The sequence below is a fragment of the Prosthecodimorpha hirschii genome (genome assembly GCF_001305515.1).
In the GTDB taxonomy this organism is placed as follows: Bacteria; Pseudomonadota; Alphaproteobacteria; order Rhizobiales; family Ancalomicrobiaceae; genus Prosthecodimorpha; species Prosthecodimorpha hirschii.
Genome location: NZ_LJYW01000001.1, coordinates 3,114,208 through 3,136,667 on the forward strand (window position 1 = coordinate 3,114,208; position 22,460 = coordinate 3,136,667).

General features: G+C 70.3%; 19 protein-coding genes and 1 pseudogene. 12 read left to right on the forward strand and 8 right to left on the reverse strand.

Annotated features, from left to right (window positions below):
• The first annotated feature begins 25 nt into the window (after positions 1-25).
• From ABB55_RS13580 to ABB55_RS13605, 6 genes are all read left to right on the forward strand, one after another.
• On the forward strand, positions 26-688 hold the full coding sequence (locus ABB55_RS13580) for a 16S rRNA (guanine(527)-N(7))-methyltransferase RsmG (RefSeq protein WP_083463601.1): 663 nt from the start codon (positions 26-28) through the stop codon (positions 686-688).
• A complete protein-coding gene (locus ABB55_RS13585; protein WP_054359283.1) occupies positions 685-1,506 on the forward strand; it encodes a ParA family protein in 822 nt (273 codons plus the stop codon). The genes ABB55_RS13580 and ABB55_RS13585 overlap by 4 nt, the downstream gene beginning before the upstream one ends.
• Positions 1,507-1,540: 34 nt before the next feature.
• Positions 1,541-2,413 (forward strand): ParB/RepB/Spo0J family partition protein, encoded by an 873-nt coding sequence (locus tag ABB55_RS13590; protein ID WP_054359284.1) that lies wholly within the window; start codon positions 1,541-1,543, stop codon positions 2,411-2,413.
• 165 nt (positions 2,414-2,578) lie between these two features.
• Complete coding sequence (locus ABB55_RS13595; RefSeq protein ID WP_054359285.1) at positions 2,579-2,839, forward strand: hypothetical protein; 261 nt, start codon at positions 2,579-2,581, stop codon at positions 2,837-2,839.
• Positions 2,840-2,859: 20 nt separating this feature from the next.
• Positions 2,860-3,450 (forward strand): DUF4893 domain-containing protein, encoded by a 591-nt coding sequence (locus tag ABB55_RS13600; RefSeq protein WP_054359286.1) that lies wholly within the window; start codon positions 2,860-2,862, stop codon positions 3,448-3,450.
• Positions 3,447-3,863, forward strand: a complete 417-nt coding sequence (locus tag ABB55_RS13605) for a metallopeptidase family protein (protein WP_054359287.1) — start codon at positions 3,447-3,449, stop codon at positions 3,861-3,863. Before ABB55_RS13600 ends, ABB55_RS13605 begins: the two co-directional genes overlap by 4 nt.
• Positions 3,864-4,178: 315 nt before the next feature.
• Here the strand turns inward: ABB55_RS13605 and ABB55_RS13610 are convergent, their stop codons facing one another.
• On the reverse strand, positions 4,179-4,871 hold the full coding sequence (locus ABB55_RS13610) for a YggS family pyridoxal phosphate-dependent enzyme (protein ID WP_054359288.1): 693 nt from the start codon (positions 4,869-4,871) through the stop codon (positions 4,179-4,181).
• Between the two features lie 204 nt (positions 4,872-5,075).
• Between ABB55_RS13610 and leuS the strand changes: the two genes are divergently transcribed.
• From leuS to ABB55_RS13635, 6 genes are all read left to right on the forward strand, one after another.
• Positions 5,076-7,709, forward strand: coding sequence for a leucine--tRNA ligase (gene leuS, locus ABB55_RS13615; protein WP_054359289.1), 2,634 nt, complete (start codon positions 5,076-5,078; stop codon positions 7,707-7,709).
• The gene (gene lptE / locus ABB55_RS13620; RefSeq protein WP_054359290.1) at positions 7,696-8,244 is read left to right on the forward strand and encodes an LPS assembly lipoprotein LptE; all 549 of its coding nucleotides are present in this window, start codon (positions 7,696-7,698) and stop codon (positions 8,242-8,244) included. Before leuS ends, lptE begins: the two co-directional genes overlap by 14 nt.
• A 14-nt stretch (positions 8,245-8,258) precedes the next feature.
• A complete protein-coding gene (holA, locus tag ABB55_RS13625; RefSeq protein ID WP_054359291.1) occupies positions 8,259-9,299 on the forward strand; it encodes a DNA polymerase III subunit delta in 1,041 nt (346 codons plus the stop codon).
• 845 nt (positions 9,300-10,144) lie between these two features.
• On the forward strand, positions 10,145-10,879 hold the full coding sequence (locus ABB55_RS29765; protein ID WP_152982041.1) for an ImuA family protein: 735 nt from the start codon (positions 10,145-10,147) through the stop codon (positions 10,877-10,879).
• The gene (locus ABB55_RS31280) at positions 10,761-13,241 is read left to right on the forward strand and encodes a Y-family DNA polymerase (RefSeq protein WP_054359292.1); all 2,481 of its coding nucleotides are present in this window, start codon (positions 10,761-10,763) and stop codon (positions 13,239-13,241) included. Before ABB55_RS29765 ends, ABB55_RS31280 begins: the two co-directional genes overlap by 119 nt.
• Positions 13,238-16,714 carry an error-prone DNA polymerase gene (locus ABB55_RS13635; RefSeq protein ID WP_054359293.1) on the forward strand — a complete coding sequence of 1,159 codons (3,477 nt, stop codon included), beginning with the start codon at positions 13,238-13,240 and terminating at the stop codon, positions 16,712-16,714. Before ABB55_RS31280 ends, ABB55_RS13635 begins: the two co-directional genes overlap by 4 nt.
• A 23-nt stretch (positions 16,715-16,737) precedes the next feature.
• Here the strand turns inward: ABB55_RS13635 and ABB55_RS30355 are convergent, their stop codons facing one another.
• The 7 genes and pseudogenes from ABB55_RS30355 to ABB55_RS28925 form a co-directional block, all read right to left on the reverse strand.
• Positions 16,738-18,186 carry a vWA domain-containing protein gene (locus tag ABB55_RS30355; protein WP_054359294.1) on the reverse strand — a complete coding sequence of 483 codons (1,449 nt, stop codon included), beginning with the start codon at positions 18,184-18,186 and terminating at the stop codon, positions 16,738-16,740.
• 88 nt (positions 18,187-18,274) lie between these two features.
• Positions 18,275-18,538 (reverse strand): hypothetical protein, encoded by a 264-nt coding sequence (locus ABB55_RS30360; protein ID WP_054359295.1) that lies wholly within the window; start codon positions 18,536-18,538, stop codon positions 18,275-18,277.
• 19 nt (positions 18,539-18,557) lie between these two features.
• The gene (locus ABB55_RS30365) at positions 18,558-19,097 is read right to left on the reverse strand and encodes a hypothetical protein (protein ID WP_160321233.1); all 540 of its coding nucleotides are present in this window, start codon (positions 19,095-19,097) and stop codon (positions 18,558-18,560) included.
• 209 nt (positions 19,098-19,306) lie between these two features.
• Positions 19,307-19,822, reverse strand: a complete 516-nt coding sequence (locus ABB55_RS13655) for a hypothetical protein (RefSeq protein WP_152982042.1) — start codon at positions 19,820-19,822, stop codon at positions 19,307-19,309.
• Between the two features lie 77 nt (positions 19,823-19,899).
• A complete protein-coding gene (locus ABB55_RS13660) occupies positions 19,900-20,856 on the reverse strand; it encodes a helix-turn-helix transcriptional regulator (RefSeq protein ID WP_054359298.1) in 957 nt (318 codons plus the stop codon).
• 171 nt (positions 20,857-21,027) lie between these two features.
• Positions 21,028-21,720 carry an outer-membrane lipoprotein carrier protein LolA gene (locus tag ABB55_RS13665; RefSeq protein ID WP_054359299.1) on the reverse strand — a complete coding sequence of 231 codons (693 nt, stop codon included), beginning with the start codon at positions 21,718-21,720 and terminating at the stop codon, positions 21,028-21,030.
• A gap of 251 nt (positions 21,721-21,971) precedes the next feature.
• A pseudogene (locus ABB55_RS28925) lies at positions 21,972-22,238 on the reverse strand (DNA translocase FtsK); the annotation flags it as partial.
• Between the last annotated feature and the right edge of the window lie 222 nt (positions 22,239-22,460).

Here is a 22,460-nt window from a genome sequence, read left to right on the forward strand (position 1 = left end):
GCGAACCAACCGATTCGGAAGCGAAATGAGCCCGACCTTGCCGGAGACGGACGCGGCGCTGGACGCCGTGATGCCGGTTCCACGTGAAACATGCGAGCGGCTGGCGGTCTATGTCGCCCTGTTGGCGAAGTGGCAGAAGAGCCAGAATCTGGTCGCCCCGGCGACCCTGCCGAAGGTCTGGTCGCGCCACGTGGCGGATTCGCTGCAGGTCCATGCCGCGCTGCCGGACGTGTTGCGCTGGGCCGATATCGGCTCGGGCGCGGGCTTTCCGGGCTTGGTCACGGCGATCTGCTTGGCCGGGCGGCCGGGGGCGATCGTACATCTGGTCGAGAGCAACAAGGGCAAGGCGGCCTTCCTGCGCACCGTGGCGCGGGAGACGGGTGCGCCGGCTGAAGTCCATGCCGACCGCATCGAAACGGTCCTGCCGGGCCTCGCCGGGGCCGTCGAGGGGCTCTCCGCCCGGGCGCTCGCCCCGCTCGTCGAGCTCTGCCGCATGGTGCACCCGCTGATGCGGCCCGGAGTGCGCGCGCTTTTCCACAAGGGACAAGATTTTGCGTCCGAGCTGGCCGACGCTACTCAATCTTGGGATCTGGACGTGGTAGAACGGCCCAGTCGGATCGATCCGGCGGGACGACTCATCCTGATCAGCGGGATGTCGCCGAAGCCTCTCTCGGGAGCTGGCCGATGACCATGTTGACGAAATCTCCCCGCGTCCTCGCGCTCGCCAACCAGAAGGGCGGCGTCGGCAAGACGACGACCGCGATCAATCTCGGTACCGCCCTGGCGGCGATCGGCGAGAATGTGCTGATCGTCGATCTCGATCCGCAGGGCAACGCCTCGACCGGTCTCGGCATCGACCGGCGCAGCCGCAAGCGCTCGACCTACGATGTTCTGGTCGGGGAGGCCGGGCTCGGCGACGTGGTCGTCGAGACGGCCGTGCCGCGGCTCTGGGTGGCGCCCTCGACGCTCGACCTGCTCGGCGTCGAGCTGGAAATCGCCGCCTCGTCCAACCGGGCTTTTCGCCTGCGCGAGGCCATTGCCCGCTATGCGGCCTCGACCGAGGCCCTGCCGCAGTTCAGCTACGTGCTGGTCGATTGTCCGCCGTCGCTGAACCTTCTGACCATCAACGCCATGTCGGCCTCGCATTCGGTGCTGGTGCCGCTGCAGTGCGAGTTCTTCGCGCTCGAAGGTCTGTCGCAGCTCCTGAGCACGGTCGAGCAGGTCAAGACCTCGCTCAATCCGGAACTGACCATCCACGGCATCGTGCTGACCATGTTCGATGCGCGCAACAATCTCTCCGGCCAGGTCGTCGCCGACGTGCGCCAGCATATGGGCGAGACGGTCTACGAGACGGTGATCCCGCGCAATGTGCGCGTCTCCGAGGCGCCGTCCTACGGCAAGCCGGCGCTGCTCTACGACCTCAAATGCACCGGCAGCCAGGCCTATCTGCGGCTGGCCTCCGAGATCATTCAGCGCGAACGGCGCCTGCGCGCCGAAGCGGCCTGACGGCGGAATTCGAACCGGGCTGCGGAGACGGATCATGGCGGAAGAGAAGCGGCGGCTCGGGCGCGGCCTCGCGGCCCTGTTGGGCGATATCGCGGAGCCGGATGCGGCGCCGGTCGAGCGCAGCGGTTCGCGGCGGGTGCCGATCGAGTTCGTGCGCCCCAATCCGCGCAACCCGCGCCGCTCCTTCGCCGAGGCCGAACTCGCCGATCTTGCGGTCTCGGTCCGGGAGAAGGGCATCGTCCAGCCGATCCTGGTGCGTCCGGTCAAGGCGCAGGCCAACGCGTTCGAGATCATCGCCGGCGAGCGGCGCTGGCGGGCGGCGCAGAAGGCCGGCCTGCACGAGGTCCCGGTGATCGTGCAGGACGTCTCCGACAAGGAGGCGCTCGAACTCGCCATCATCGAGAATGTCCAGCGCGCCGACCTGAACGCGATCGAGGAGGCCTTCGGCTACGAGCAGCTGATCGCCGAGTTCGGCTATACCCAGCAGGATCTCGGCCAGGTGATCGGCAAGAGCCGCAGCCATGTCGCCAACACGCTGCGGCTCCTGAAGCTGCCGGAATCGGTCAAAGACCATCTGCGCGAGGGGCGTCTCACGGCCGGCCATGCGCGCGCGCTGGTCAGCGCCGAGGACCCGGCCGGGCTGGCGGATCGGATCGTCGAGAAGGGTCTGACGGTCCGTGACGCGGAAGCCCTGGCGCAGTCGCCCAAGCTGCCGGAGGCGCCCGAGCAGAAGGGGCTGAAGCCGGGCAAGGATGCCGATACCCTGATGCTGGAGAAGACCCTGACCGACCTGCTCGGCGTGCCGGTGGCGATCGACCACAAGGACAACGGCACGGGCTCGCTGAAGATCAAGTATCGCTCGGTCGAGCAGCTGGACGAAGTCTGCCGGCGGCTGAAGAACGGCTGATCGGGTTCGCGTCCTGCCGTCGGCAGGGCGGTGCCGGCCGCCATTGCCGCGAGCGCGCGCGTCGGGCGGCGCTGGGCATCGGTTCGATGACCCCTTTGATCGCACCGGACGATCGGGCAGGGTGGGGCGGGATCGCCGACGGGCCGGCGCGCGAAGGGGAGGCCGATGGATCATCGCCAGCAGGAGGAAGCCAGACGCCGGCGCGAGGCCGAGGCGACGCTGAAGCGTGTCTCACGTGAAACGGAGACCGTCGGCGAGAGCGCCATCGGGGCGGCGGCGGATCGGCTGAAGGGTCATTTCGCCGGAACCGACGCACCCGCAGAAGACCGCGTCGAGGTCTGGGGCCGGCGGATCGGGCGCGGCCTGGCGGTCGTGGCCTTCGTGGTGCTTCTCATTCACCTCGTCCGTACCTATGTGATGTCGTGATTATATTGACGGGGAGAGCCATGCGCCGTCTTGTCCTTGCCGGCCTGTTCGCCTTCCTGCCTTTGACCGCGGCGCAGGCCTATGACGGCTTCCCGGCGCAGTTGACCGAGGCCGACCGCGCGAGGCTCGACCGCTTCGACGCGGTGCGTGCCGAGGCGATCCAGGATGCCGAGCGGGGTGCGGCGGCCGATCGCGAGGTACTCGCCAAGGTGCTGGAGGGCGATGCCGGCCCGATCGGGATCGAGACCCTGCCCGGCCGCTGGCGCTGCCGGACCGCCAAGATCGGCGCGCAGGGCGATCTCCTGCCGCTCGTCGTCTATCCGGATTTCGAATGCCGCATCACGGCCCTGCCGGGCGGCGGATTGAAGTTCGAGAAGATCACCGGGTCGCAGCGGACCTCCGGCATGCTCTATCCGTATGACCGCGACCGGCTCGGCTATGCCGGCGCGTCCTGGTACGGCTACGAGAAGGGGCCGAAGCCCTACGGCACCGACCCCGATCGCGACGAGGTCGGCGTGCTGGTGCGGGTCTCGTCGACCCGGCTGCGGCTGGAACTGCCGTCGCCGAAGTACGAATCGATGTTCGACATCATCGAGTTGAGGCGCCGATGAGCCTTTCAGACTGGCTGCAGCGGACGGCGCCGTCGCTGGAGGATTTCGAGGCGCTCGCACGCCAGGCCTATGACGGCCTGCCGGCAGAGTTCCGCGGCCTGACCGGCGACATCCTGATCCGCATCGCCGATTTCCCCGACGACGAGGCGCTCGACGCGCTCGATCTGGAATCGCCCTTCGACCTGCTCGGCCTGTTCCAGGGCGTCGGCCTCGCGCAGGGGTCCTCGACCCCCTTCACCGGCCAGCTGCCGAACCAGGTCTGGCTCTACCGCCGCCCAATCCTCGACTATTGGGCCGAGCACGAGGAGACGCTCGGCCATATCGTCGCGCATGTGCTGATCCACGAGATCGGCCATCACTTCGGTCTCTCCGACGACGACATGGCGGCGATCGAGGACAGCGTGGCCGGTTAGGCCGGACCGGCGTTCGGGGCGCCGCGGCGATCACGCCCTCCGGGCCGGCAGGTTTTGGAACGGCCGGTCGGCTCCGGGAGCGGATACCCGTTTCGGTGCGGTATTCTCTCTTTCACCGCGTTCCGGGTGTATAGAGACGCGATCGGGATGGTGCGGACGGGCGTCGAGACCCGCCGGCGCGGCAAGGCCCTTGCGGGAGTCCTGGGCGGGCGTTTCGGGTGGCCGGTATTTCGGGTCGGATCGACCCTCGAAGGGCCGTCCTGAGCCTTCCCAGGCGGTCGATCGTTGCGGAGGCGAAACGAAAGAATTTCCCGTTCAGGCCGCAGATGTCTCGGCGGGCGCGCCATAGTCGCGGTGACCGAAGATGGCGCTGCCGACGCGGACATGGGTCGCGCCGAGGCCGATGGCGGTTTCGAAATCGGACGACATGCCCATCGACAGGAGCGGCAGCGCCAACTCCCGACCGAGCTTGGCGAGCAGGGCGAAATGCGGGCCGGGCGCATCCTCCGCCGGGGGGATGCACATCAGGCCGGCGATCGTCAGGCCGTGCTGGCTGCGGCAGCGCTCGACGAAGGCAGCGGTCTCGCGCGGGTCGATGCCGGCCTTCTGCGGCTCGAGGCCGGTATTGACCTGGACGAGCAGCTTCGGCGTGCGGCCCTGCCGGCGCATCTCGGCGGCCAGCGCCTCGGCGATGCGGTCGCGGTCGACGGTGTGGATCACGTCGAACAGTTCGACCGCCTCGCGCGCCTTGTTGGATTGCAGCGGGCCGATCAGGTGCAGTTCGATCTCCGGCGTCGCCGCCTTGAGCCCGGGCCATTTCGCCTTGGCCTCCTGGACGCGGTTCTCGCCGAAGACGCGCTGGCCGGCGGCGATCACCGGGGCGATCTCCTCGGCCGGGAAGGTCTTGGAGACGGCGACCAGCGTCACCGCGCCCTCCGGCCGGCCGGTGGCCCGCTCGGCTCGGCGGATGCGGTGGCGGATTTCGGTGAGACGGTCGGCGGCGCTCATCCAGTCCTCGGCGGTCGATGGCAGGAATTCGGCCCGACATAGCAGAAGCGCGGGCGCGACGCGACGTTCTCGGTGTTGACCTCACCGGGTGTTTCTGGTGAAGGTCGCGCCTCCCCCCTCGCGCGCGCGTCGCGCGGGGTCTCTCGACTTGATCCCGCGCCGTGCCCGCGCGGGTCCCAGGCGTCCAGGACTTCGAAAAAACCCATGGCCAGCGAGCGCTACAATCCCCGCGAAGCGGAACCGAAATGGCAGGCGGCGTGGGACGCCGCCGAAGTGTTCCGCACCCGCAACGAAGACCCGCGGCCGCGCTACTACGTGCTTGAGATGTTCCCCTATCCGTCGGGGCGCATCCACATGGGTCATGTGCGCAACTACACGATGGGCGACGTGGTCGCGCGCTACAAGCGCGCCCGCGGCTTCAACGTGCTGCACCCGATGGGCTGGGATGCCTTCGGCTTGCCGGCCGAGAATGCCGCCATGCAGAACAAGGTCCACCCGGCCAAGTGGACCTACGAGAATATCGCCACCATGCGGGCGCAGCTGAAGTCGATGGGCCTGTCGCTCGATTGGGCGCGCGAGATCGCGACCTGCTCGCCGGAATACTACCGGCACCAGCAGAAGATGTTCATCGACTTCTTCAAGGCCGGGCTGGTCTATCGGCGCAAGTCGAAGGTCAATTGGGACCCGGTCGACATGACCGTGCTGGCCAACGAGCAGGTCGTCGACGGGCGCGGCTGGCGTTCGGGCGCGCTGGTCGAACAGCGCGAGCTGGAGCAGTGGAACTTCCGCATCACCGCCTATTCGGAGGAGCTGCTGGCGGCCCTGGACGGGCTCGACCGCTGGCCCGACAAGGTGCGCCTGATGCAGCGCAACTGGATCGGCAAGTCGGAGGGCGCGCGCGTCCGCTTCGAATTCGCCGCGCCGGCGCCGAACGGCGACCGCACGCTGGAGATCTTCACCACCCGACCCGACACCCTGTTCGGCGCCTCCTTCATGGCGATCGCGCCGGATCATCCGGTCGCGCGGGCCTGCGGGGCGGCCGATCCGGATCTGGCCGCCTTCCAGGAGAAGTGCCGCCAGATGGGCACCTCCGTGGCGGTTTTGGAGACGGCCGAGAAGGAAGGCTACGACACCGGCCTGCGGGTCAAGCATCCCTTCCTGCCCGGCGTCGAGCTGAAGGTCTTCGTCGCCAACTTCATCCTGATGGACTACGGCACCGGCGCCATCTTCGGCTGCCCGGCGCACGACCAGCGCGACCTCGACTTCGCCCGCAAATACGGCCTGTCGGTCACGCCCGTGGTGCTGCCGCCGGGCGCCGATCCGGCCGTCTTCACGGTCGGCGACATCGCCTATGACGGGGAGGGGACGCTCTACAATTCCGGCTTCCTGGACGGTCTGTCGATCGAGGCCGCCAAGGATGCGGTCGCCGGCCGGCTGGAGACGACGGAGGTCGACGGCGCCCCGCAGGGCACCCGGCAGGTGAATTTCCGCCTTCGCGACTGGCTGATCTCGCGTCAGCGCTATTGGGGCTGCCCGATCCCGATGGTCCATTGCGAGGCCTGCGGGGTGGTGCCGGTGCCGGCGGCCGAGTTGCCCGTGAAACTGCCCGACGACGCCACCTTCGATCGGCCCGGCAACCCGCTCGACCATCATCCGACCTGGAAACACGTCGCCTGTCCGTCCTGCGGCCGGTCGGCGCGGCGTGAGACCGACACCATGGACACCTTCGTGGATTCGTCCTGGTACTTCGCCCGCTTCACCGATCCGTGGAACGAGACCGCGCCGACCACCCGCTCGGCGGTCGATGCCTGGCTGCCGGTCGACCAGTATATCGGCGGCATCGAGCATGCGATCCTGCACCTGCTCTACTCGCGCTTCTTCACCCGCGCCATGAAGGCGACCGGCCATGCCGGCCTGGACGAGCCCTTCGCGGGCCTGTTCACGCAGGGCATGGTGGTGCACGAGACCTACAAGGGGCCGGAGGGCTGGGTCTCGCCGGCCGAGATCGAGATCACCGAGATCGACGGCAAGCGGACCGCCCGGATGAAGGATGGCGGCGCGACGGTCGAGATCGGCGGCATCGAAAAGATGTCGAAGTCGAAGAAGAACACCGTCGACCCGACCGAGATCATCGGCGGCTGGGGCGCCGATACGGCGCGCTGGTTCATGCTCTCCGACAGTCCGCCGGAGCGCGACGTGATCTGGACGGAGGCCGGCGCGGAGGGCGCGCATCGCTTCGTCCAGCGCATCTGGCGCATGGTCGGCGACGCGCTGCCCTTCGTCTCCGGCCCGGCGCCGGCGCGCCCGGCGGAGTTTTCGGCGGCCGCCACGGCTTTGCGCAAGGCGGCCCACAAGGTGCTGGCGGCGGTCGAGGACGACATCGAGAAGCTCGCCTTCAACCGCGCCGTGGCGCGCATCTACGAACTGGCCAACACGCTGCAGAAGGCCGTGCTGGACGCCAGGGCGGCCGAGGGCGCGGCGGCGGATGCGGGCCTCGCGGCGGCGCTGCACGAGGCCTTCGACATTCTGGTGCGCATCATCGCGCCGATGATGCCGCATCTGGCCGAAGAGTGCTGGCAGGTCATGGAGCGCGACGGCCTGCTCGCGACCTCCGACTGGCCGGTTGCCGACCGCGCGCTGATTGTGGACGACACCATCGTGCTGCCGATCCAGATCAATGGTAAGAAGCGTGCGGAGTTGACGATCGGCCGTGATGCGAGCGAGGCTGAGGTGACCGCGGCGACGCTTGCGCACGAGGCGGTCGTCAAGGCGCTCGACGGCAAGGCGCCGCGCAAGGTGATCGTCGTGCCGCAAAGGATCGTGAATGTCGTCGCGTGATCCGATCGACCGCCGCCGCGTGCTGACGCGGGCGCTGGGCCTTCTCGGGCTCGGCGCCGCCGCGCCGCTGCTGGCCGCCTGTTCCAATGTGCGGCCGCTCTACGGCTCGCTCGACGGCACCGGCGGGCCGGCGGCCAAGATGACCCATATCGATCTGGCGCTGGCCGACAGCCGGGTCAGCCAGCGCGTGCGCAACGAGCTGATCTTCGCCTTCTATGGCGGCGGCGAGCCGGAGAAGCCGGCCTACCGGCTGAACCTGCGCATCACCGATTCGTCCCTGCCGCTCGGCATCGAGCGGCTGGAGACGACGCCCTCGGCCTATCTGGTCCAGCTCAATGCCAGCTTCGTGCTGGTCGACATGGCGAGCGACAAGACCATCCTGACCGGCACCAGCTTCGCCAACGTCTCCTACGACTTCTCGCAGCAGCGCTTCGCCAACGTGCGCGCCCAGCGCGATGCCGAGAACCGCGCCGCCAACCAGATCGCGGTCGACATCCGCACCAAGATCGCGGCCTATTTCGCGACCCACGGCTGACCGGGCGGCCCGGCATGGTCGCCCTCAAATCCGCCTCCGAGATCGATCTCTTCCTGCGCAAGGCGCCGGCCGGCGCCGCCCTGGTGCTGATCTTCGGCACCGATGACGGGCTCGTCGCCGAGCGCGGCCGGGCGCTGGTCAAGGCCGCCACCGGCGGGGTCGACGATCCCTTCCTGCTGGTCAAGCTTTCCGGGTCGGATCTCGTCGGTGATGCGGCGCGGCTGGCCGACGAAGCCTTCACGATGCCCATGTTCGGCGGCCGGCGCGTCGTCTGGCTGCGCGAGCCCGGCCGCGCCAACGTCGCCGGCGCGCTGGAGCCGCTGTTCGAGGCGGCCGACCTGCCGTCGCTGGTGGTGGTCGAGGCGGGCGACATCAAGAAGGGCACCGGGCTGCGCAAGCTGTTCGAGGAGCATCCGCGCGCGGTGGCGATCGAGTGCCGCGCCGACGATGCCCAGGCCCTGGAACGGCTGATCGAGGAGGAGCTGAAGCGCGCCGGGCTGACCATCGACCCGGACGCCCGCGACGCGCTCGAAGCCCAGCTCGGCGCCGACCGGATGGCCTCGCGCGGCGAGGTCGCCAAGCTCTGTCTCTACGCCCATGGCCGCGGCCGGGTCACGCTCGACGACGTGGCGGCGATCGTCGGCGACGCCTCGGCCTTCGCGGTCGACGAACTGGTCGACGCGGTCGCCGGCGGTGATCTCGACACGGCCGACATGGTGCAGTGGAAGCTGGAGAAATCCGGCACGCCCGCCCATGTCGCCGGCCTGATGGTGATCCGCCATTTCCATGCGCTCAGCCGCATGCGCGCCGAGGTCGATGCCGGTCAGCGGACCGAGAGCGTCGTGGAAGGCCAGCGCCCGCCGATCTTCTTCAAGCGCCGCCCCGCGACCATCCGGCAGCTCGGCATCTGGACCCAGTCGCGCATCGACCGCGCGCTCGGCCTGCTCGACCAGGCCATGCTGCAATCCCGCCTGAAACCCCCAGGCCTCGGCAGCGCCGCCCTGTCCGACACCTTCCTCCAAATCGCCCGCGCCGCCCGCGCCGCGCGCCGCTGACGCCGCCAGCCCCAAGCCGGTCCCGATCCCGCAAGCCCCGTCCCCCGATCCCTGTCCCCTGTCCCCCAATCCCGCGGTCCCTTCCCCTTCGCCCCCCAAGGGGGGGAGAAGGTGCCCGAAGGGCGGATGAGGGGGTCGATGCCGCGGTCGACGCCTGAATTTCCGGTCCCGGACAGACCTCAAACCGCTGATCTTTCAATCGTTTCCAAATCCACCCCTCATCCGCCCTTCGGGCACCTTCTCCCCGGAGGGGCGAAGGGGAAGGGGCCGGCAGGCCGGGCCGGTGGTGGGATCGAGAGGACAAGGCGGGGGTTCGGACGCGGGCGCTACGACCGCGTCCAAGCGGCCTTGACTCTCCGGTCCGGCTCTGGAATCCATAGGAACATATAGAGAACATATCAGCTGAACAGGATCTCCCCGCCATGGAACCCGCGTTCCCGGCCCGGCCCGACATTGCCGATCTGCGCCGCCGGATCGCCGCCCTGGAGGGGCGGCCGGAGGCGGGGATGCGGCTTGATCCTGCGCAGGCTGGGTCGCCGCAGGCGCAGTTCGGGCCGGAGGAACGCGTACGGGCGGGGGCGCCGCAGGCCGGGTTGGCGTTCGGGTCGGCATCCGGGTCCGCTCAGGCCGGGGATGGGGCCGGAGGGGGAGGGCCTGTGCAGGCGGCGGCGCTGCAGATCGGGCCGGCTGTGGGATCGGGGACCGGGCCGGATCGGGCCGGGCGCGGGGCGGGAGATGCCGACCCGGGCGGCGCTGAGGCCGAAGGGACGAGGCGGCCTGCAGAGGCGCGGCCGTCGCCGTCCGGGCCGCGACCGGCATCGCCGGCCGGGAGCGCGGCCGCGCGGTTGGCGCTGCCCTTCGAGGTGCCGGGGCTCGACCGGCTGTTCCGGGCCGGCGGGCTGCCGCTCGGGGCCTTGCACGAACTGACGGCGCAAGAGACGCGCGAGACCGGCGCGCTGGCCGGCTTCGCGGCGGCGCTGGCGGCCCGTCAGGCGGCGTTCCGGGCCGGCATGGTGGTCTGGGCGGCCGATCGGCAGAGCCCGCGCGAGGGTGGCCGGCTGCATGCGCCCGGGCTGCATGCGCTCGGGCTCGATCCGGGGCGGGGGCTGTTCGTCGATGCGGCCGATCCGGCCGATGTGCTCTGGGTGCTGGAGGAGGCGCTGGCGGCGCGCGGGGTCGCGGCCGTTCTCGGCGAGATCCGCGGCAATCCGCGCGCGCTCGACCTGACCGCGACGCGCCGTCTGGCGCTCAGGGCGCGCGACCGGCCGGTGCTCGGCCTGATCCTGCGCGTCGACGCGGCCGCGGAAGCGAGCGCGGCCGCGACCCGCTGGTCGGTCGCGAGCGGTCCGGCCGGCACGCTCGGCGGCTTCACGGAGGGCGTCGGCCGGCCGGTCTGGCGCCTCGACCTGACCAAGAATCGCGAAGGCCATCTCGGCCGCTTCGAACTGGAATGGGACCATCATGACCGCCGCTTCGCCCGTCCCGCGCCGCATCCTGTCGCTCGTCCTGACCCGGCTGCCGACCGACCGGCTGATTCGCGCCGAACGGGGCAGGTCGTGGCGTTCGGCCGCGCCTCGTGAGCCGGCCGCCGCGCCGGTCCCGCCCCCGGCTTCGGATCTGGCCGCCGATTGCGGCACAGCCGGCGGGAGCGGCTCCGCCGCCGGTTGCGGCGCCGCCGCCAAGAGCGGCACAGCCGCCAAGATGGCGGGCGCGCCGCCCCGTCAGGAGGATGGGCATCTGATCGAGACCGCCGATGCGGTCGCCTCCGGGGCGACGCGGCTTGCCCGCCGGATCGGCCAGGCGACCTGGATGCCGCCGGCTCCCGCCGGGCGCGCGGCGCGGCCCGATCCGGCCCGTCCGCCGGTGGCGGTGGTCGGCCGGCAGGGCAGCGCGCTGCGGCTCGTCGCCGTCGACGAGGTCGCCGAGGCGCGCGGGCTCGCCGCCGGGCTCGGGCTGGCCGATGCCCGCGCGATGGTGCCGGATCTGATGGTCGCCGAGGCCGACCCGCCGGGCGACCAGGCGCTCCTGGAGCGGATCGCCGACTGGTGCGACCGCTACACCCCGCTCGTCGCGCTCGATCCGGCCGCCTTCGGCATGGCCGGCCCGGACGGGCTCTTCCTGGAGATCGGCGGCTCGGCGCATCTCTTCGGCGGCGAGGCGGCGCTCGCGGCCGATCTGGCTGCAAGGCTCGCCGCGCAGGGCTTCGCCGTCCGCATCGGCATTGCGGCCCAGGCGGGGGCGGCCTGGGCGGTGGCGCGCTTCGGCGGGGCGCCCATCCGCATCCTGGCGCCCGGCACGGAAGTCGCGGCGCTGGCACCCCTGCCGCTCGCCGCCCTGCGCCTGCCGCCCGCGACCGTGGCGGCGCTCGACCGGCTCGGTCTGAAGACCGTCGGGGCGGTCGCCGACCTGCCGCGCGCGCCGCTCGCCCGCCGCTTCGGGATCGATCTGGTGCGCCGCTTCGACCAGGCCTTCGGCCGCGCCGACGAGCCGATCGTGCCGCGCCGGCCGGTGCCGGCGCTGACCGCCGAGCGCCGTTTCGCCGAACCGATCCTGGCCGTCGACGACGTGGCGCGGGTGATCCGTTCGCTCGCCGGCCATCTGGCCGCTCCGCTGGAGGCGCGCCAGGAGGGGGCGCGGGCTTTGGAACTGGCGCTGTTCCGGGTCGACGGCCAGGTCACCCGGCTGGGCGTCGGGGCGAGCCGGCCGTTGCGCGATCCCGCGCTGGTGCTCGGCCTGTTCGCCGAGAAGCTGAAGCGGATGGGCGAGACGATCGATTTCGGCTTCGGCATCGAGACGGTGCGGCTCGCCGTGACGGCCTCCGACCGGGACGATCCGGCCCAGATCGACCTCGCCGGCAGCGCCGAGGCCTCGGCCGATCTCGCCCATCTGGTCGACCGGCTCGGCGCCCGGCTCGGGCTCGGCCGGGTGCGCCGGGCCGTGCCGGAGGAGACCCATATTCCGGAGGCCGCCGCCGCGCTGGTCCCGGCGGCTGCGATCGGCGCGGAGGCCGATGCGGCCTGGACGGCGGAAGCGCGCCCGGAGGCCGAGGAGGCGGTCGACCGGCCGCTGCGCCTGTTCGAGCGGCCGGAGCCGATCGAGGCGGTCGCCGCCGTACCGGAGGGTCCGCCGATCCGCTTCCGTTGGCGCCGGGCCACCTACGACATCACCCGCTACGAGGGCCCCGAGCGCATCGCCGCCGAATGGTGGCGCCTGCCGCTGGCGCAAGCGGCTGCCGGCCCGGACGAGGCGCCGGCCGGTCCGGAGGGCGTTGCCGCCCCGGAGGCCGCCGCCTCGGCCGGCGCGTCGGCAGAGGCCAATTCCGGTGCTCCGTCGGGCGGCGCCAGGCCTTGGCTCGGCGCCTCCGGACAGGCCACTGCCGCGCCCCCGGCCGGTGTCGCCCATCCGGCCGCCGCCCCGCCGGGTGCGGGCCAACCGGGTGCGGGCCAACCGGGTGTCGGGCCGCGCCAGCGGGTGCCGTCGCGCACCTCGGGCGAACTCCATGCCGCCGAGCGCCTCGTCCCCCGCGGCGACCCCCGCTCGACCGATCGCCCCGTGCCCCGTGGCGATGCGGGCGCGGTGGATCGACCCGTGCTGCGTGGCGATACGGGTCCGGTAGATCGTGCGGTCACGCGCGCGGATGGGCCTCCGCGCGATCGCCCCGCGTCGTCGCCCGAAGGGCATGCCGCGGCTGGGGGGCGATCACCGGAGCCGCCGCGGGGTTATGGGGTGGCGGCCGCCGCCGCGGGGGCCGGTCCGAACGGCCGAAACCAAGAACAATCCATGAACATACCTGAGGCCCTGCCGCCCGGCACACCCGGGCTGACGCGCGACTATTTCCGCGTCGAGGACCGGTCCGGCCGGCGCTTCTGGGTCTTCCGGGAGGGTCTCTACGAACGCGAGACGGCGCGGCCGCGCTGGTATCTGCAGGGTCTGTTCGCATGACGACGCGGTCGAGTCCGACCGGACCGGCAGGGCCGGCCTATGCCGAGCTGGCGGTCGCGACCAACTTCTCCTTCCTGCGCGGGGCGAGCCATCCGGAGGAGATGGCGGTCGCGGCGGCGACGCTCGGGCTCGCCGGCTTCGCGGTCGCCGACCGCAATTCGCTCGCCGGCGTGGTGCGCGCCCATATGGCCGCCCAGGAGACCGGCACGCCGTTCCGCGTCGGCTGTCGCCTGGTCTTCGGGGAGGGCTTGATCGATGGCGAACAGGCGGGCGGCGGCGACCGGCCGGGGCGGGGCGGGCGTGGGAGCGCGATCCTGGCCGCTTCCGACCGGTCGGCCGGGACGCCCGACATCCTGGCCTGGCCGACCGACCGGGCCGCCTATGGCCGGCTCTGCCGCCTGCTCACCCTCGGCAACCGGCGCGCGCCGAAGGGACAGTGCCATCTGACCCTCGACGATCTGCTCGCCTGGGGCGAGGGCCTGATCCTCGCTCCCGTCGCCGGCCGCCGGCTGGCCGGGCCGGAGGGCCGCGCCCTGGCCGCCACGCTCGATGCGCTGCGGGCGGCGTTCGGCCGCGAGCGCGTCCGCCTCGCCGTCGCGCTCCAGTATGGCGCCGGCGATCGCCGCCGCCTCGCCGCCGCCATGGCGATCGGCCGGGAGGCCGGCATCCGGCTGCTGGCGATCGGCGACGTGACCCAGCATGTCCCGGAGCGCCGGCCGCTTGCCGACGTGCTCACCTGCATCCGCGAGCATGTCGATCTGGCCACGGCCGGCCGCCGCCTCGCCGTCAATGCCGAGCGCCACCTGAAGGATGCGGCCGCCATGGCGCGGCTGTTCCGCGACTGCCCGCAGGCCGTGGCCGAGACCGCCGCGGTGTTCGAGCAGTTGAGATTCTCGTTGAGCGAACTGCGCTACGAATATCCGGAGGAGCCGACCGGCGGCGATGCCAGCCCGCAGGAGGCGCTGGTCCGCCTGACCCGCGAGGGCGCCGCCCAGCGCTATCCGCAGGGCATTCCCGAGAAGGTCGCCCGCGCCATCGAGCATGAATTCGGCATCATCGCCACGCTCGGCTATGCGCCCTATTTCCTCACCGTCCACGACATCGTCCGCTTCGCCCGCAGCCGCGGCATCCTCGCCCAGGGGCGCGGCTCGGCGGCCAATTCGGCGGTCTGCTTCTGCCTCGGCATCACCGAGGTCGATCCCGACCGCGCCGACCTGCTGTTCGAGCGCTTCGTCAGCCCGGAGCGGCGCGAACCGCCCGACATCGACGTGGATTTCGAGCACGAGCGGCGCGAGGAGGTGATCCAGTATATCTATGCCAAATACGGTCGCGAGCGCGCCGGGCTGGCCGCCACGGTGATCTCCTACCGGGCGCGCTCGGCCGTGCGCGAGGTCGGCAAGGCCTTCGGGCTGTCCGAGGATGCCGTCGACAAGCTCGCCGGCACCATCTGGGGCTGGTCGTCGAAACCGGTCGAGGCCGGCGAGGTCGCCCGCGTCGGGCTCGATCCGGCCGACACCACCATCGCCAACATCCGCGCGATCACGGCCGAGATCTCGGGCTTCCCGCGCCATCTGTCGCAGCATGTCGGCGGCTTCGTCATCACCCGCGGCCGGCTCGACGAGGTCGTGCCGATCCAGAATGCCGCCATGGAGGATCGCACCGTCATCGAATGGGACAAGGACGATCTCGACGCCCTCGGCATCCTCAAGATCGACATCCTGGCGCTCGGCATGCTGACCTGCATCGGCAAGGCCTTCGAGCTGGTCCGCCGCCATTACGGCCGCCCGCTCACGATCGCCGGCATCCCGGCCGAGGATCCGGAGACCTATGCGATGATCCAGCGCGCCGACACGATCGGCGTGTTCCAGATCGAGAGCCGCGCGCAGATGACCATGCTGCCGCGGCTGAAGCCCGCGACCTTCTACGACCTGGTCATCGAGGTCGCCATCGTGCGGCCCGGGCCGATCCAGGGCGACATGGTGCATCCGTATCTGCGCCGGCGTCAGAAGTTGGAGCCCGTTCGTTATCCGTCTAAGGATCTCGAAAAGGTGCTCGGCAAGACGCTCGGCGTGCCCCTGTTCCAGGAGCAGGCGATGCAGATCGCCATCGTGGCGGCCGGCTTCACGCCTGCCGAGGCCGACAAGCTGCGCCGCGCCATGGCGACCTTCCGGCGGGTCGGCACGATCGGGTCGTTCCAGCAGAAGATGATCGAGGGCATGGCCGCCCGCGGCTACGATCGGGCTTTCGCCGAACGCTGCTTCCGCCAGATCGAGGGCTTCGGCGAATATGGCTTCCCGGAGAGCCATGCGGCCAGCTTCGCGCTCTTGGTCTATGCCTCGGCCTGGCTCAAATGCCACTATCCGGATGCCTTCGCGGCGGCGCTGCTCAACGCCCAGCCGATGGGCTTCTACGCCCCGGCCCAGATCGTGCGCGACGCCCGCGAGCACGGCGTCGAGGTGCGGCCGGTCGACGTCAACCTGTCCGACTGGGACAACAAGCTGGAACGTGGGCCGCATGCCGCCGAGCGGCTGCATGCGCGCCACGCCGCCATGGTCGATCACATCTGGTCGACCCATGCGCTCCGGCTCGGCTTCCGGCAGGTGAAGGGTCTCGCCGAGGCCGACATGCGCCGGCTGGTCGAGCGGCGCGGCCGGGGCTACGATTCGGTGCGCGATCTCTGGCTGCGCACCGGGCTCGATCGCGCGGCCCTGGAGCGGCTGGCCGATGCCGACGCGTTCCGCTCGCTCGGGCTCGACCGGCGCATCGCGCTCTGGGCCGCCCGCGGCCTGCAGGCCGGCGGCGAGGCGGCGCGCCTGCCGCTGTTCGATGCCGTCGCGACCCCGGCGCGCGAGCGCGAGCCCGATGTCGCCCTGCCGCCGATGCCGCCCGGCGAGCAGGTGGTCAACGACTACCGCTTCCTGTCGCTCTCCCTGAAGGCCCATCCGCTCAGCTTCCTGCGCCAGCGGCTCGACGCGCTGCGCGTCACTCGCGCCGACCGGCTAGACGCCGCGCACAACGGCACACGGCTGCGCGTCGCCGGGCTGGTCCTGGTGCGCCAGCGGCCCGGCTCGGCCAAGGGGGTGATCTTCATGACGCTCGAGGACGAGGCCGGCGTCGCCAATGTGATCGTCTGGCCGAAGGTCTTCGAGACCGACCGTCCGACCGTGCTCGGCGCCCGGCTCATCGCCGTCGACGGCCGGCTGCAGAGCCAATCCGGCGTCATCCACATCGTCGCCGAACGGCTCCTCGACCTGACGCCGCTGCTCGGTCTGCTGTCCGCCGATGCCGGCGACCTGGAGGCGCTCGCCAATGCCGACGAGGTCAAGCGGCCGCAGGCCGACATGCGCGAGAAGATCAAGCCGGCCAGCCGCCTGCAGCGCCTGGTCGCCGAGGTGCCGGCCCTGAAGGAGGATTTCGCCGCCCTGGCCGATGCCACCCGCAAGGTGATGCCCAAGGGGCGAAACTTCCAGTGACGGGGGCTTCCGGGCCCGGGCCGTCACGGTGTGCGCAGTTCGACCTTGTCGAGGCGGACGATGTTCTCGCCGCAGGGCTGGAAGTCGAAGGTGCAGCCCCAGACGCCGGCCTTGAAGGCGAGACGGCCCTCGAGACCGAAGATCGAGACCTCCTTGGAGACGACCGGCCCCTTGTACTCGCCGTCGCGCGGCGGGTTGCCGAGATATTCGAGCGCCGCGAAGACCTTGATGCCGCGTCTGGACAGCGTCAGGCGCACGCCCTGAGCGTCGATATGCTTCATGGTCGGCGAGCCGGCATCCGCCTTGCGGTGCCAGGGACCGATCGCGCCGACCGAGCTGCGCTGCTCGGTCGCCTGACCGTCGGCCAGCCGCCGCACGCCGAGATCGAGAGTGTTGTAGGTCGCATCGCGCCAGAAGCCGGCCTCGACGAAATTCTTCTCGTCCCGATAGATGCCGATCGAGACATGCGAGGTACCCTCGCCCATCGTGGCGGTGAACTCGGCGACGAGATCGAAATCCCCTTGCGGCACCTCCGTCTTGGCGAGCAGCAGATTCTCCTTCTTCGGATTGTCGAGCATGCCGTTGCGGGTCCCGGCGACCACCCAGCGACCGTCCATCACCCCATAGCGGCTCTTGTTTTCGTTCACGATCTCCCATTTCGAAAGGTCGACGCCATTCTTGAACTCGGCCGAAAACAGGCTCGGCTTGGCGGCCGGCGGCGAAGGCGGCGGAGCAACCACCGGAGCCGGGGCCGGAGCAGGGACCGGAGGCGGTGCCGGCTTCGGTTGCGGATCCGGCACGTCCACCGGCGCTTCGACCACGGTCTTCTGCAAGGCGTCCTTCAACTGATCGGCATCGTTCGCCGCGATATAGAGGCCTCCGGTATTCTGCGCGAGGCAGGCGACGGCCGCACCCTCCTTCTCGGACAGGCCGAAGCCGATCACATGGGCGGTGAAGTCGATGCCGTCCGTCGCCAGGTCCCGCGCCAGGGCACAGGGGTCGCCCTTGCAGGATTCGATGCCGTCGGTGACGATCACCACGGTGGCCGGCTTATCCTGATACTTCAAAGCCTTGGCAGCCTGCCGCACGGATTCCGTCAGGGGCGTTTCGCCGCGCGGCTGCAACGACCCGATCCGTTGGATGATCGCCGGCCCGGCGCCCTTTGCGGGCGGCGTCAGAAGTTCGATGTCGTTGCACTTGCCGCCCTTGTGGCCGTAGGCCATCAGGCCGATCTCGCGATCCGGCGGCAACTCGTTCAGGACCTTGCCGACCGTCTCGCGGGCGACGTCCCACTTGGTTCGGCCTTGTACCCGTCCCTTCATGGACCCGGACGCATCCAGGATCAGGATGACGGCCGCCTCCGTGTCCGCGCTGCCGCCCGCCGGGGCGGCGGATGGGGTTTGTGCGACGGCGCAACCGGCTCCGGCCAGGACGGCGGCGAAAAGGGCAACGCAATAGGGCGACCAGGACATGGCATCGCTCTCCGAAGCGGAAACGGACAGGGTGGTGATGGGCGGAGGCCGGACGGCGCGCTCGGGCACCGCCGGGCGAGGCGCCGGTTCAGGTGTTGCAGTCCGTGTCGCAGGACTTCTGGCAACTCGCCCGCGCCTTGGCACATTGCGCCTGCTGGCGGGCCGGGCGATCGGCCTGCTGCCCCGGCGCCGGCGCGGCGACGGCGCGCAGACAGCCCTGGAACTGGACGCCGCATTGCCGGAGGCAGGTCTTGCGGCACTGCGCGACCTCTTCCTCAACCTCCGTCCCGCGGGCCGGACCCGCGATGGCGGCGGCCAGCAGGAGGGCGGCGACACCCAGGCGAAACGACATGGTCCGTCTCCGCTCTTGCTTAGTCGATGTTGATGACGAGATCCGGCGAGTATCGATGCTCCATGAAGCTGTAGAGCATGTATCCCTGCCGCGCGTACCAGTCCCGATTGTTGAAATAGCGTTCCTCGCAGCGCCCGAGATCGCGCAGGTTCGCTTCGAGGCTGTGCATCAATTCGCGGTACTTTGCCGAATAGGCGCTTTTGAACTCCCGCTGTGACTGCTCGATCTTCGGCTTGACGGCCGTGCTCCATTCCAGACCGACGACGGCGTGGATGCCGGAGGAGGAATCGCCGAAAGCGATCGCCTTCTTGGTCATGGTGATGGTCGAGCTGCCGATCGCGCGCAGCCGTTCGAAAATGCGGCGATTGAAATCGAGCTTGCGGATGGCTTCGCGAAAGCAGGGCTCGCAGCCGTCGCGCGCCGAGTCCGGCTGCCGCGGCGTGTTGACGGGCTCGGGCTCGATGGGACAGCTGAGCGGCACCTGCGGCATGCCGGCCGGCGACAGGTCCGGTTCGGCAGCGGAGTCGGCGGCGTTCAGCGGCGGGATGCTGTCGCGCAACTCGCCCCATCCGCGCGCCGTGTCGAAGCTGCCGGTGATCTGATCCCAGGGTACGGCCTCGTTGGTGTTCAGAAAATTCTCGACGATCGTATCGAGACGGTTCTGACCGAAGGCCGGGACGGCGGCCGACACCGCCATGGCGAGCGAAAAGAGCGCCGGAACAGCGGCCCCCCGGCTAAGGCGTCGGACCGACGAAGACGAATTGGTCTTCATTTCGCGGTCGCCTCCCGAGGCGCGAACCGATAGGCCGGCGGGATCGGAACCGCGGCCTCTTCGCCGTGCCAGATCATCAGGTCGAACGGTTCCCCCGGTGCAGCCGCGGCGATGCGGACCAGAAACTCGCCCTCTGTCCGAAACCGGAAGACCGCGACGCCGCGGGCGTCGGTCCTGCCGGTCTGGTCGGCCTTGCCGTTCTCGAACTTCAGAATGTCGACCGCGAGCGGCCGTTCGGGGCGTCGGGTCGCCACGATGACGGCGACCGGGGCGTGGATCTGGGCGCGCGGCACCCGGTAGACGGTCGGGGCGGCCGCGCTGGTTCCGTTCGCCATCTGGAAGCGCCCTGCGCGGCCCTTGACGGCTGCCGGTGCGGGCAGGTCGAGCACCGCCGGGGCCTTTCCGGCCGTCTGCGCGGAGGTGGCAGCGGGTGACAGAAGCAGGCCCGACAGCAACAGGGTCGCGCCTGCCGACAGGTATCGTCGCGACCGGCATGTCGAAGGCGTCGGCATCGGCAATCCTCTGAAGGCTGCCCTCTGAAGGCTGCCGACAGTGTCGGACAGGCGTGCGCACACCGGCAATTCCCCAATTAGGGGAGTGCCGCCGTCGCCTCCGTGCCGCCGGACGCGTAGGGTCGCAGCTCTTCAGGCTGATCCTGCACATAGGCGATGATCCGCCGCCTCTTGCCGGCGCCGCGCACGCCACTGCGCAGCTCGGCGCTGCCGAACAGGCCCGGCAGAGCCGTTGCCGCGCGATCGAAGATGCCGCGCCAGCCCTTCTTCACGGTATCGACGGCGATCCCGAGCACCTCGGCGATCTCCTCGTCGGCAAGCCCGTCGGCCGCGAGGGCCAGCATGCGGCTCTGCGCCGGGGTCAGCCCGAGGCGCGGCGGCTTGGTGGCGAACAGGAGGGACGCGGCCGAGGCCTGCAGGACGGCCTGTTCGGGCTCCGGCTCGTAGATCATCACCGAGGTGGCGACCGGCAGACCCTGTCCGGTCAGCCGGCAGGGGTGGCCCGCGGGAAAATGCGCGTGCCGGCGCATGCCGGATTGCCGAAGACCCTCCTCGAACAGGACGGGGTCCTCGCGCAGCATGCGCGCCAGGCCATAGCCGCGGTGGGTCCTGATGAAATGCTCCATCGATTTCGAGCCGATCAGCCCGGCAAGCCGCTCGGCCGGGTCGGTCGGCGACTGGAGATAGACCAGAGTGACGAGATTGAGCCGCCGCGCCGCATTGGCGCGGGCGATTTCAGGCGGACCGAGCAGGATGCCGGGTTCGCCGGCATGGAACCGATCCAGCAGATGCGCCGCCAGATTGGGGACCGGATCCGCCAGATACGCGTCGATCGTCGTCGGATCGGCAAAGCACGACACCCCCGCGGCGACCGGTGTCCAGACGCCGTCCGGGCCGAGGATTTCGGTACAGCCCGCCTTGATCGTATCGGATGCGAGCAGCCCGGCGATCGCATTCGGCCGACGCAGGCAGGAACTTGGGCAGAACCGCCGCCACCAGTCGACCAGCCATCCGGAATCCGTCGCATGCGCCATTCTGGCGCGAATCGGTGGCAACTCTCGAAACACGCAAACCTCGCCGCAATCTGCGCCTCGCGCTTCCGCAAAGTCTCCTCAGATTACAGCACCATATCGTATGGGCAACGCTCCCGGCGGCGGGCGGGACCGCCCGCCCATGCGGGCGATCCGGGACCGACCGCCCCGGCATCACTGCAGGATGCGGGTCCGGTCGATCTTGAACAGCTTCTCGTCGACCGGCTGGTTGGCGACCGTGTTGTAGATCGCCACCGCGGTGTCGTAGCCCTGCGCGTCGGTGACGGTCCACTGCTTCAGTTCGCTCGACTTGCGGTCGAACACCAGCGTCAGGCGGCCGTCGCCGAACACGGTCGACTGCTCCAGCACCACCGAGACCAGGTCCGGCTCGACCGACACCTTGGTGACGGTCGCTTCCGAGGTCAGGTCGAGCTGTTCGGAGAGCAGGAAGCGCAGCGGCGTCTTGCCGAGCGGGTAGAGATCCTTGGTCTGGTTCTTCCGGTCGAACACGACCACGTCGGTCCCGTCCGCGGTGACCTCCAGCGTCGACGGCTTGGCGTAGAGGAACTTGATCTTGCCCGGCTTGGACAGGAAGAACTGGCCCTCGGTGCGCTGGCCGTCCGGCCCGAACTGCACGAAGGCGCCGGCCATGGTCTTGACGTTGTTGAAATACTTGTTGATCAGGCCGACCGCGTCCTTCTGCACCTGATTGAGCTTGGCCGGCTGGACGGCGGGCGTCGAGTTGCCGAAGGGGAAGATCGAGAACGGCGTCTCGGGCTTGGCCTGCTGGCCGACGGCGGCGAGCGTGCTGGCGCCGAGGAGGAGGCCGGCGGCTGCGGCGGCGAGAAACGGGCGGATGTTCCGCATGGATCGGGTTCCCTCGATAGGCGCCGGGTGGTCGCACGGAAGGCCGTGCGCCTCGCCCGAGGCGGTCAGTTCACGAAGACGCGGGTCACGAAGACGCTGATCATGATGGCACTGATCACAATGGCACTGATCAGGACGGCACTGCTACTCGACTAACCGGACGGCATGGCAAGACTGCGGCCGTTGCGCGCCGTCCCGGCGCCGGGGCGCGCGGGCGGTGGCGGGGGCGAAGAGGATCGCCCCCGAAAGCCTCAGTCGTCGTGGCTGCCGATCAGGATCTCACGCTTGCCGGCATGGTTGGCGGGGCCGACGATGCCCTCCTTCTCCATCCGTTCGATCAGCGAGGCGGCGCGATTGTAGCCGATCTGGAGGCGGCGCTGCACGTAGGAGGTGGAGGCCTTCTTGTCCTTCATCACCACCGCCACTGCGCGGTCGTAGAGATCGGCCGATTCCTCCAGCCCGCTGGCGTCGCCGCCGTCCTCGTCCTCGGCATCGTCGTCGCCGGCCGTGATCGCGTCACGATCTGGCGCAGGTCGGTATCCATCGGCAGGGAGGCTTCGGTACGCGATGACCGCATGGTCTCAAGCCCTCGTTCGGCCCCTCAGGGCCGGATGCAGAATGTCGGCAATACGGCTGAGCCCGTCCTCGGTGGCCGGCAGGTCGTCCACCAGAGCGACGCGCAGGAAATCGGCGCCGGGATTGGTTCCGTCCCGGCCCGGTGCGGCGAGATAGCTGCCCGG

Bases quoted from the DNA above. Each gene is read 5' to 3' on its own strand.
- ABB55_RS13580 (WP_083463601.1), top strand. From the start codon at position 26: ATGAGCCCGACCTTGCCGGAGACGGACGCGGCGCTGGACGCCGTGATG.
- ABB55_RS13585 (WP_054359283.1), top strand. From the start codon at position 685: ATGACCATGTTGACGAAATCTCCCCGCGTCCTCGCGCTCGCCAACCAG.
- ABB55_RS13590 (WP_054359284.1), top strand. From the start codon at position 1,541: ATGGCGGAAGAGAAGCGGCGGCTCGGGCGCGGCCTCGCGGCCCTGTTG.
- ABB55_RS13595 (WP_054359285.1), top strand. From the start codon at position 2,579: ATGGATCATCGCCAGCAGGAGGAAGCCAGACGCCGGCGCGAGGCCGAG.
- ABB55_RS13600 (WP_054359286.1), top strand. From the start codon at position 2,860: ATGCGCCGTCTTGTCCTTGCCGGCCTGTTCGCCTTCCTGCCTTTGACC.
- ABB55_RS13605 (WP_054359287.1), top strand. From the start codon at position 3,447: ATGAGCCTTTCAGACTGGCTGCAGCGGACGGCGCCGTCGCTGGAGGAT.
- ABB55_RS13610 (WP_054359288.1), bottom strand. From the start codon at position 4,871: ATGAGCGCCGCCGACCGTCTCACCGAAATCCGCCACCGCATCCGCCGA.
- leuS (WP_054359289.1), top strand. From the start codon at position 5,076: ATGGCCAGCGAGCGCTACAATCCCCGCGAAGCGGAACCGAAATGGCAG.
- lptE (WP_054359290.1), top strand. From the start codon at position 7,696: ATGTCGTCGCGTGATCCGATCGACCGCCGCCGCGTGCTGACGCGGGCG.
- holA (WP_054359291.1), top strand. From the start codon at position 8,259: ATGGTCGCCCTCAAATCCGCCTCCGAGATCGATCTCTTCCTGCGCAAG.
- ABB55_RS31280 (WP_054359292.1), top strand. From the start codon at position 10,761: ATGACCGCCGCTTCGCCCGTCCCGCGCCGCATCCTGTCGCTCGTCCTG.
- ABB55_RS13635 (WP_054359293.1), top strand. From the start codon at position 13,238: ATGACGACGCGGTCGAGTCCGACCGGACCGGCAGGGCCGGCCTATGCC.
- ABB55_RS30355 (WP_054359294.1), bottom strand. From the start codon at position 18,186: ATGTCCTGGTCGCCCTATTGCGTTGCCCTTTTCGCCGCCGTCCTGGCC.
- ABB55_RS30360 (WP_054359295.1), bottom strand. From the start codon at position 18,538: ATGTCGTTTCGCCTGGGTGTCGCCGCCCTCCTGCTGGCCGCCGCCATC.
- ABB55_RS13655 (WP_152982042.1), bottom strand. From the start codon at position 19,822: ATGCCGACGCCTTCGACATGCCGGTCGCGACGATACCTGTCGGCAGGC.
- ABB55_RS13660 (WP_054359298.1), bottom strand. From the start codon at position 20,856: ATGGCGCATGCGACGGATTCCGGATGGCTGGTCGACTGGTGGCGGCGG.
- ABB55_RS13665 (WP_054359299.1), bottom strand. From the start codon at position 21,720: ATGCGGAACATCCGCCCGTTTCTCGCCGCCGCAGCCGCCGGCCTCCTC.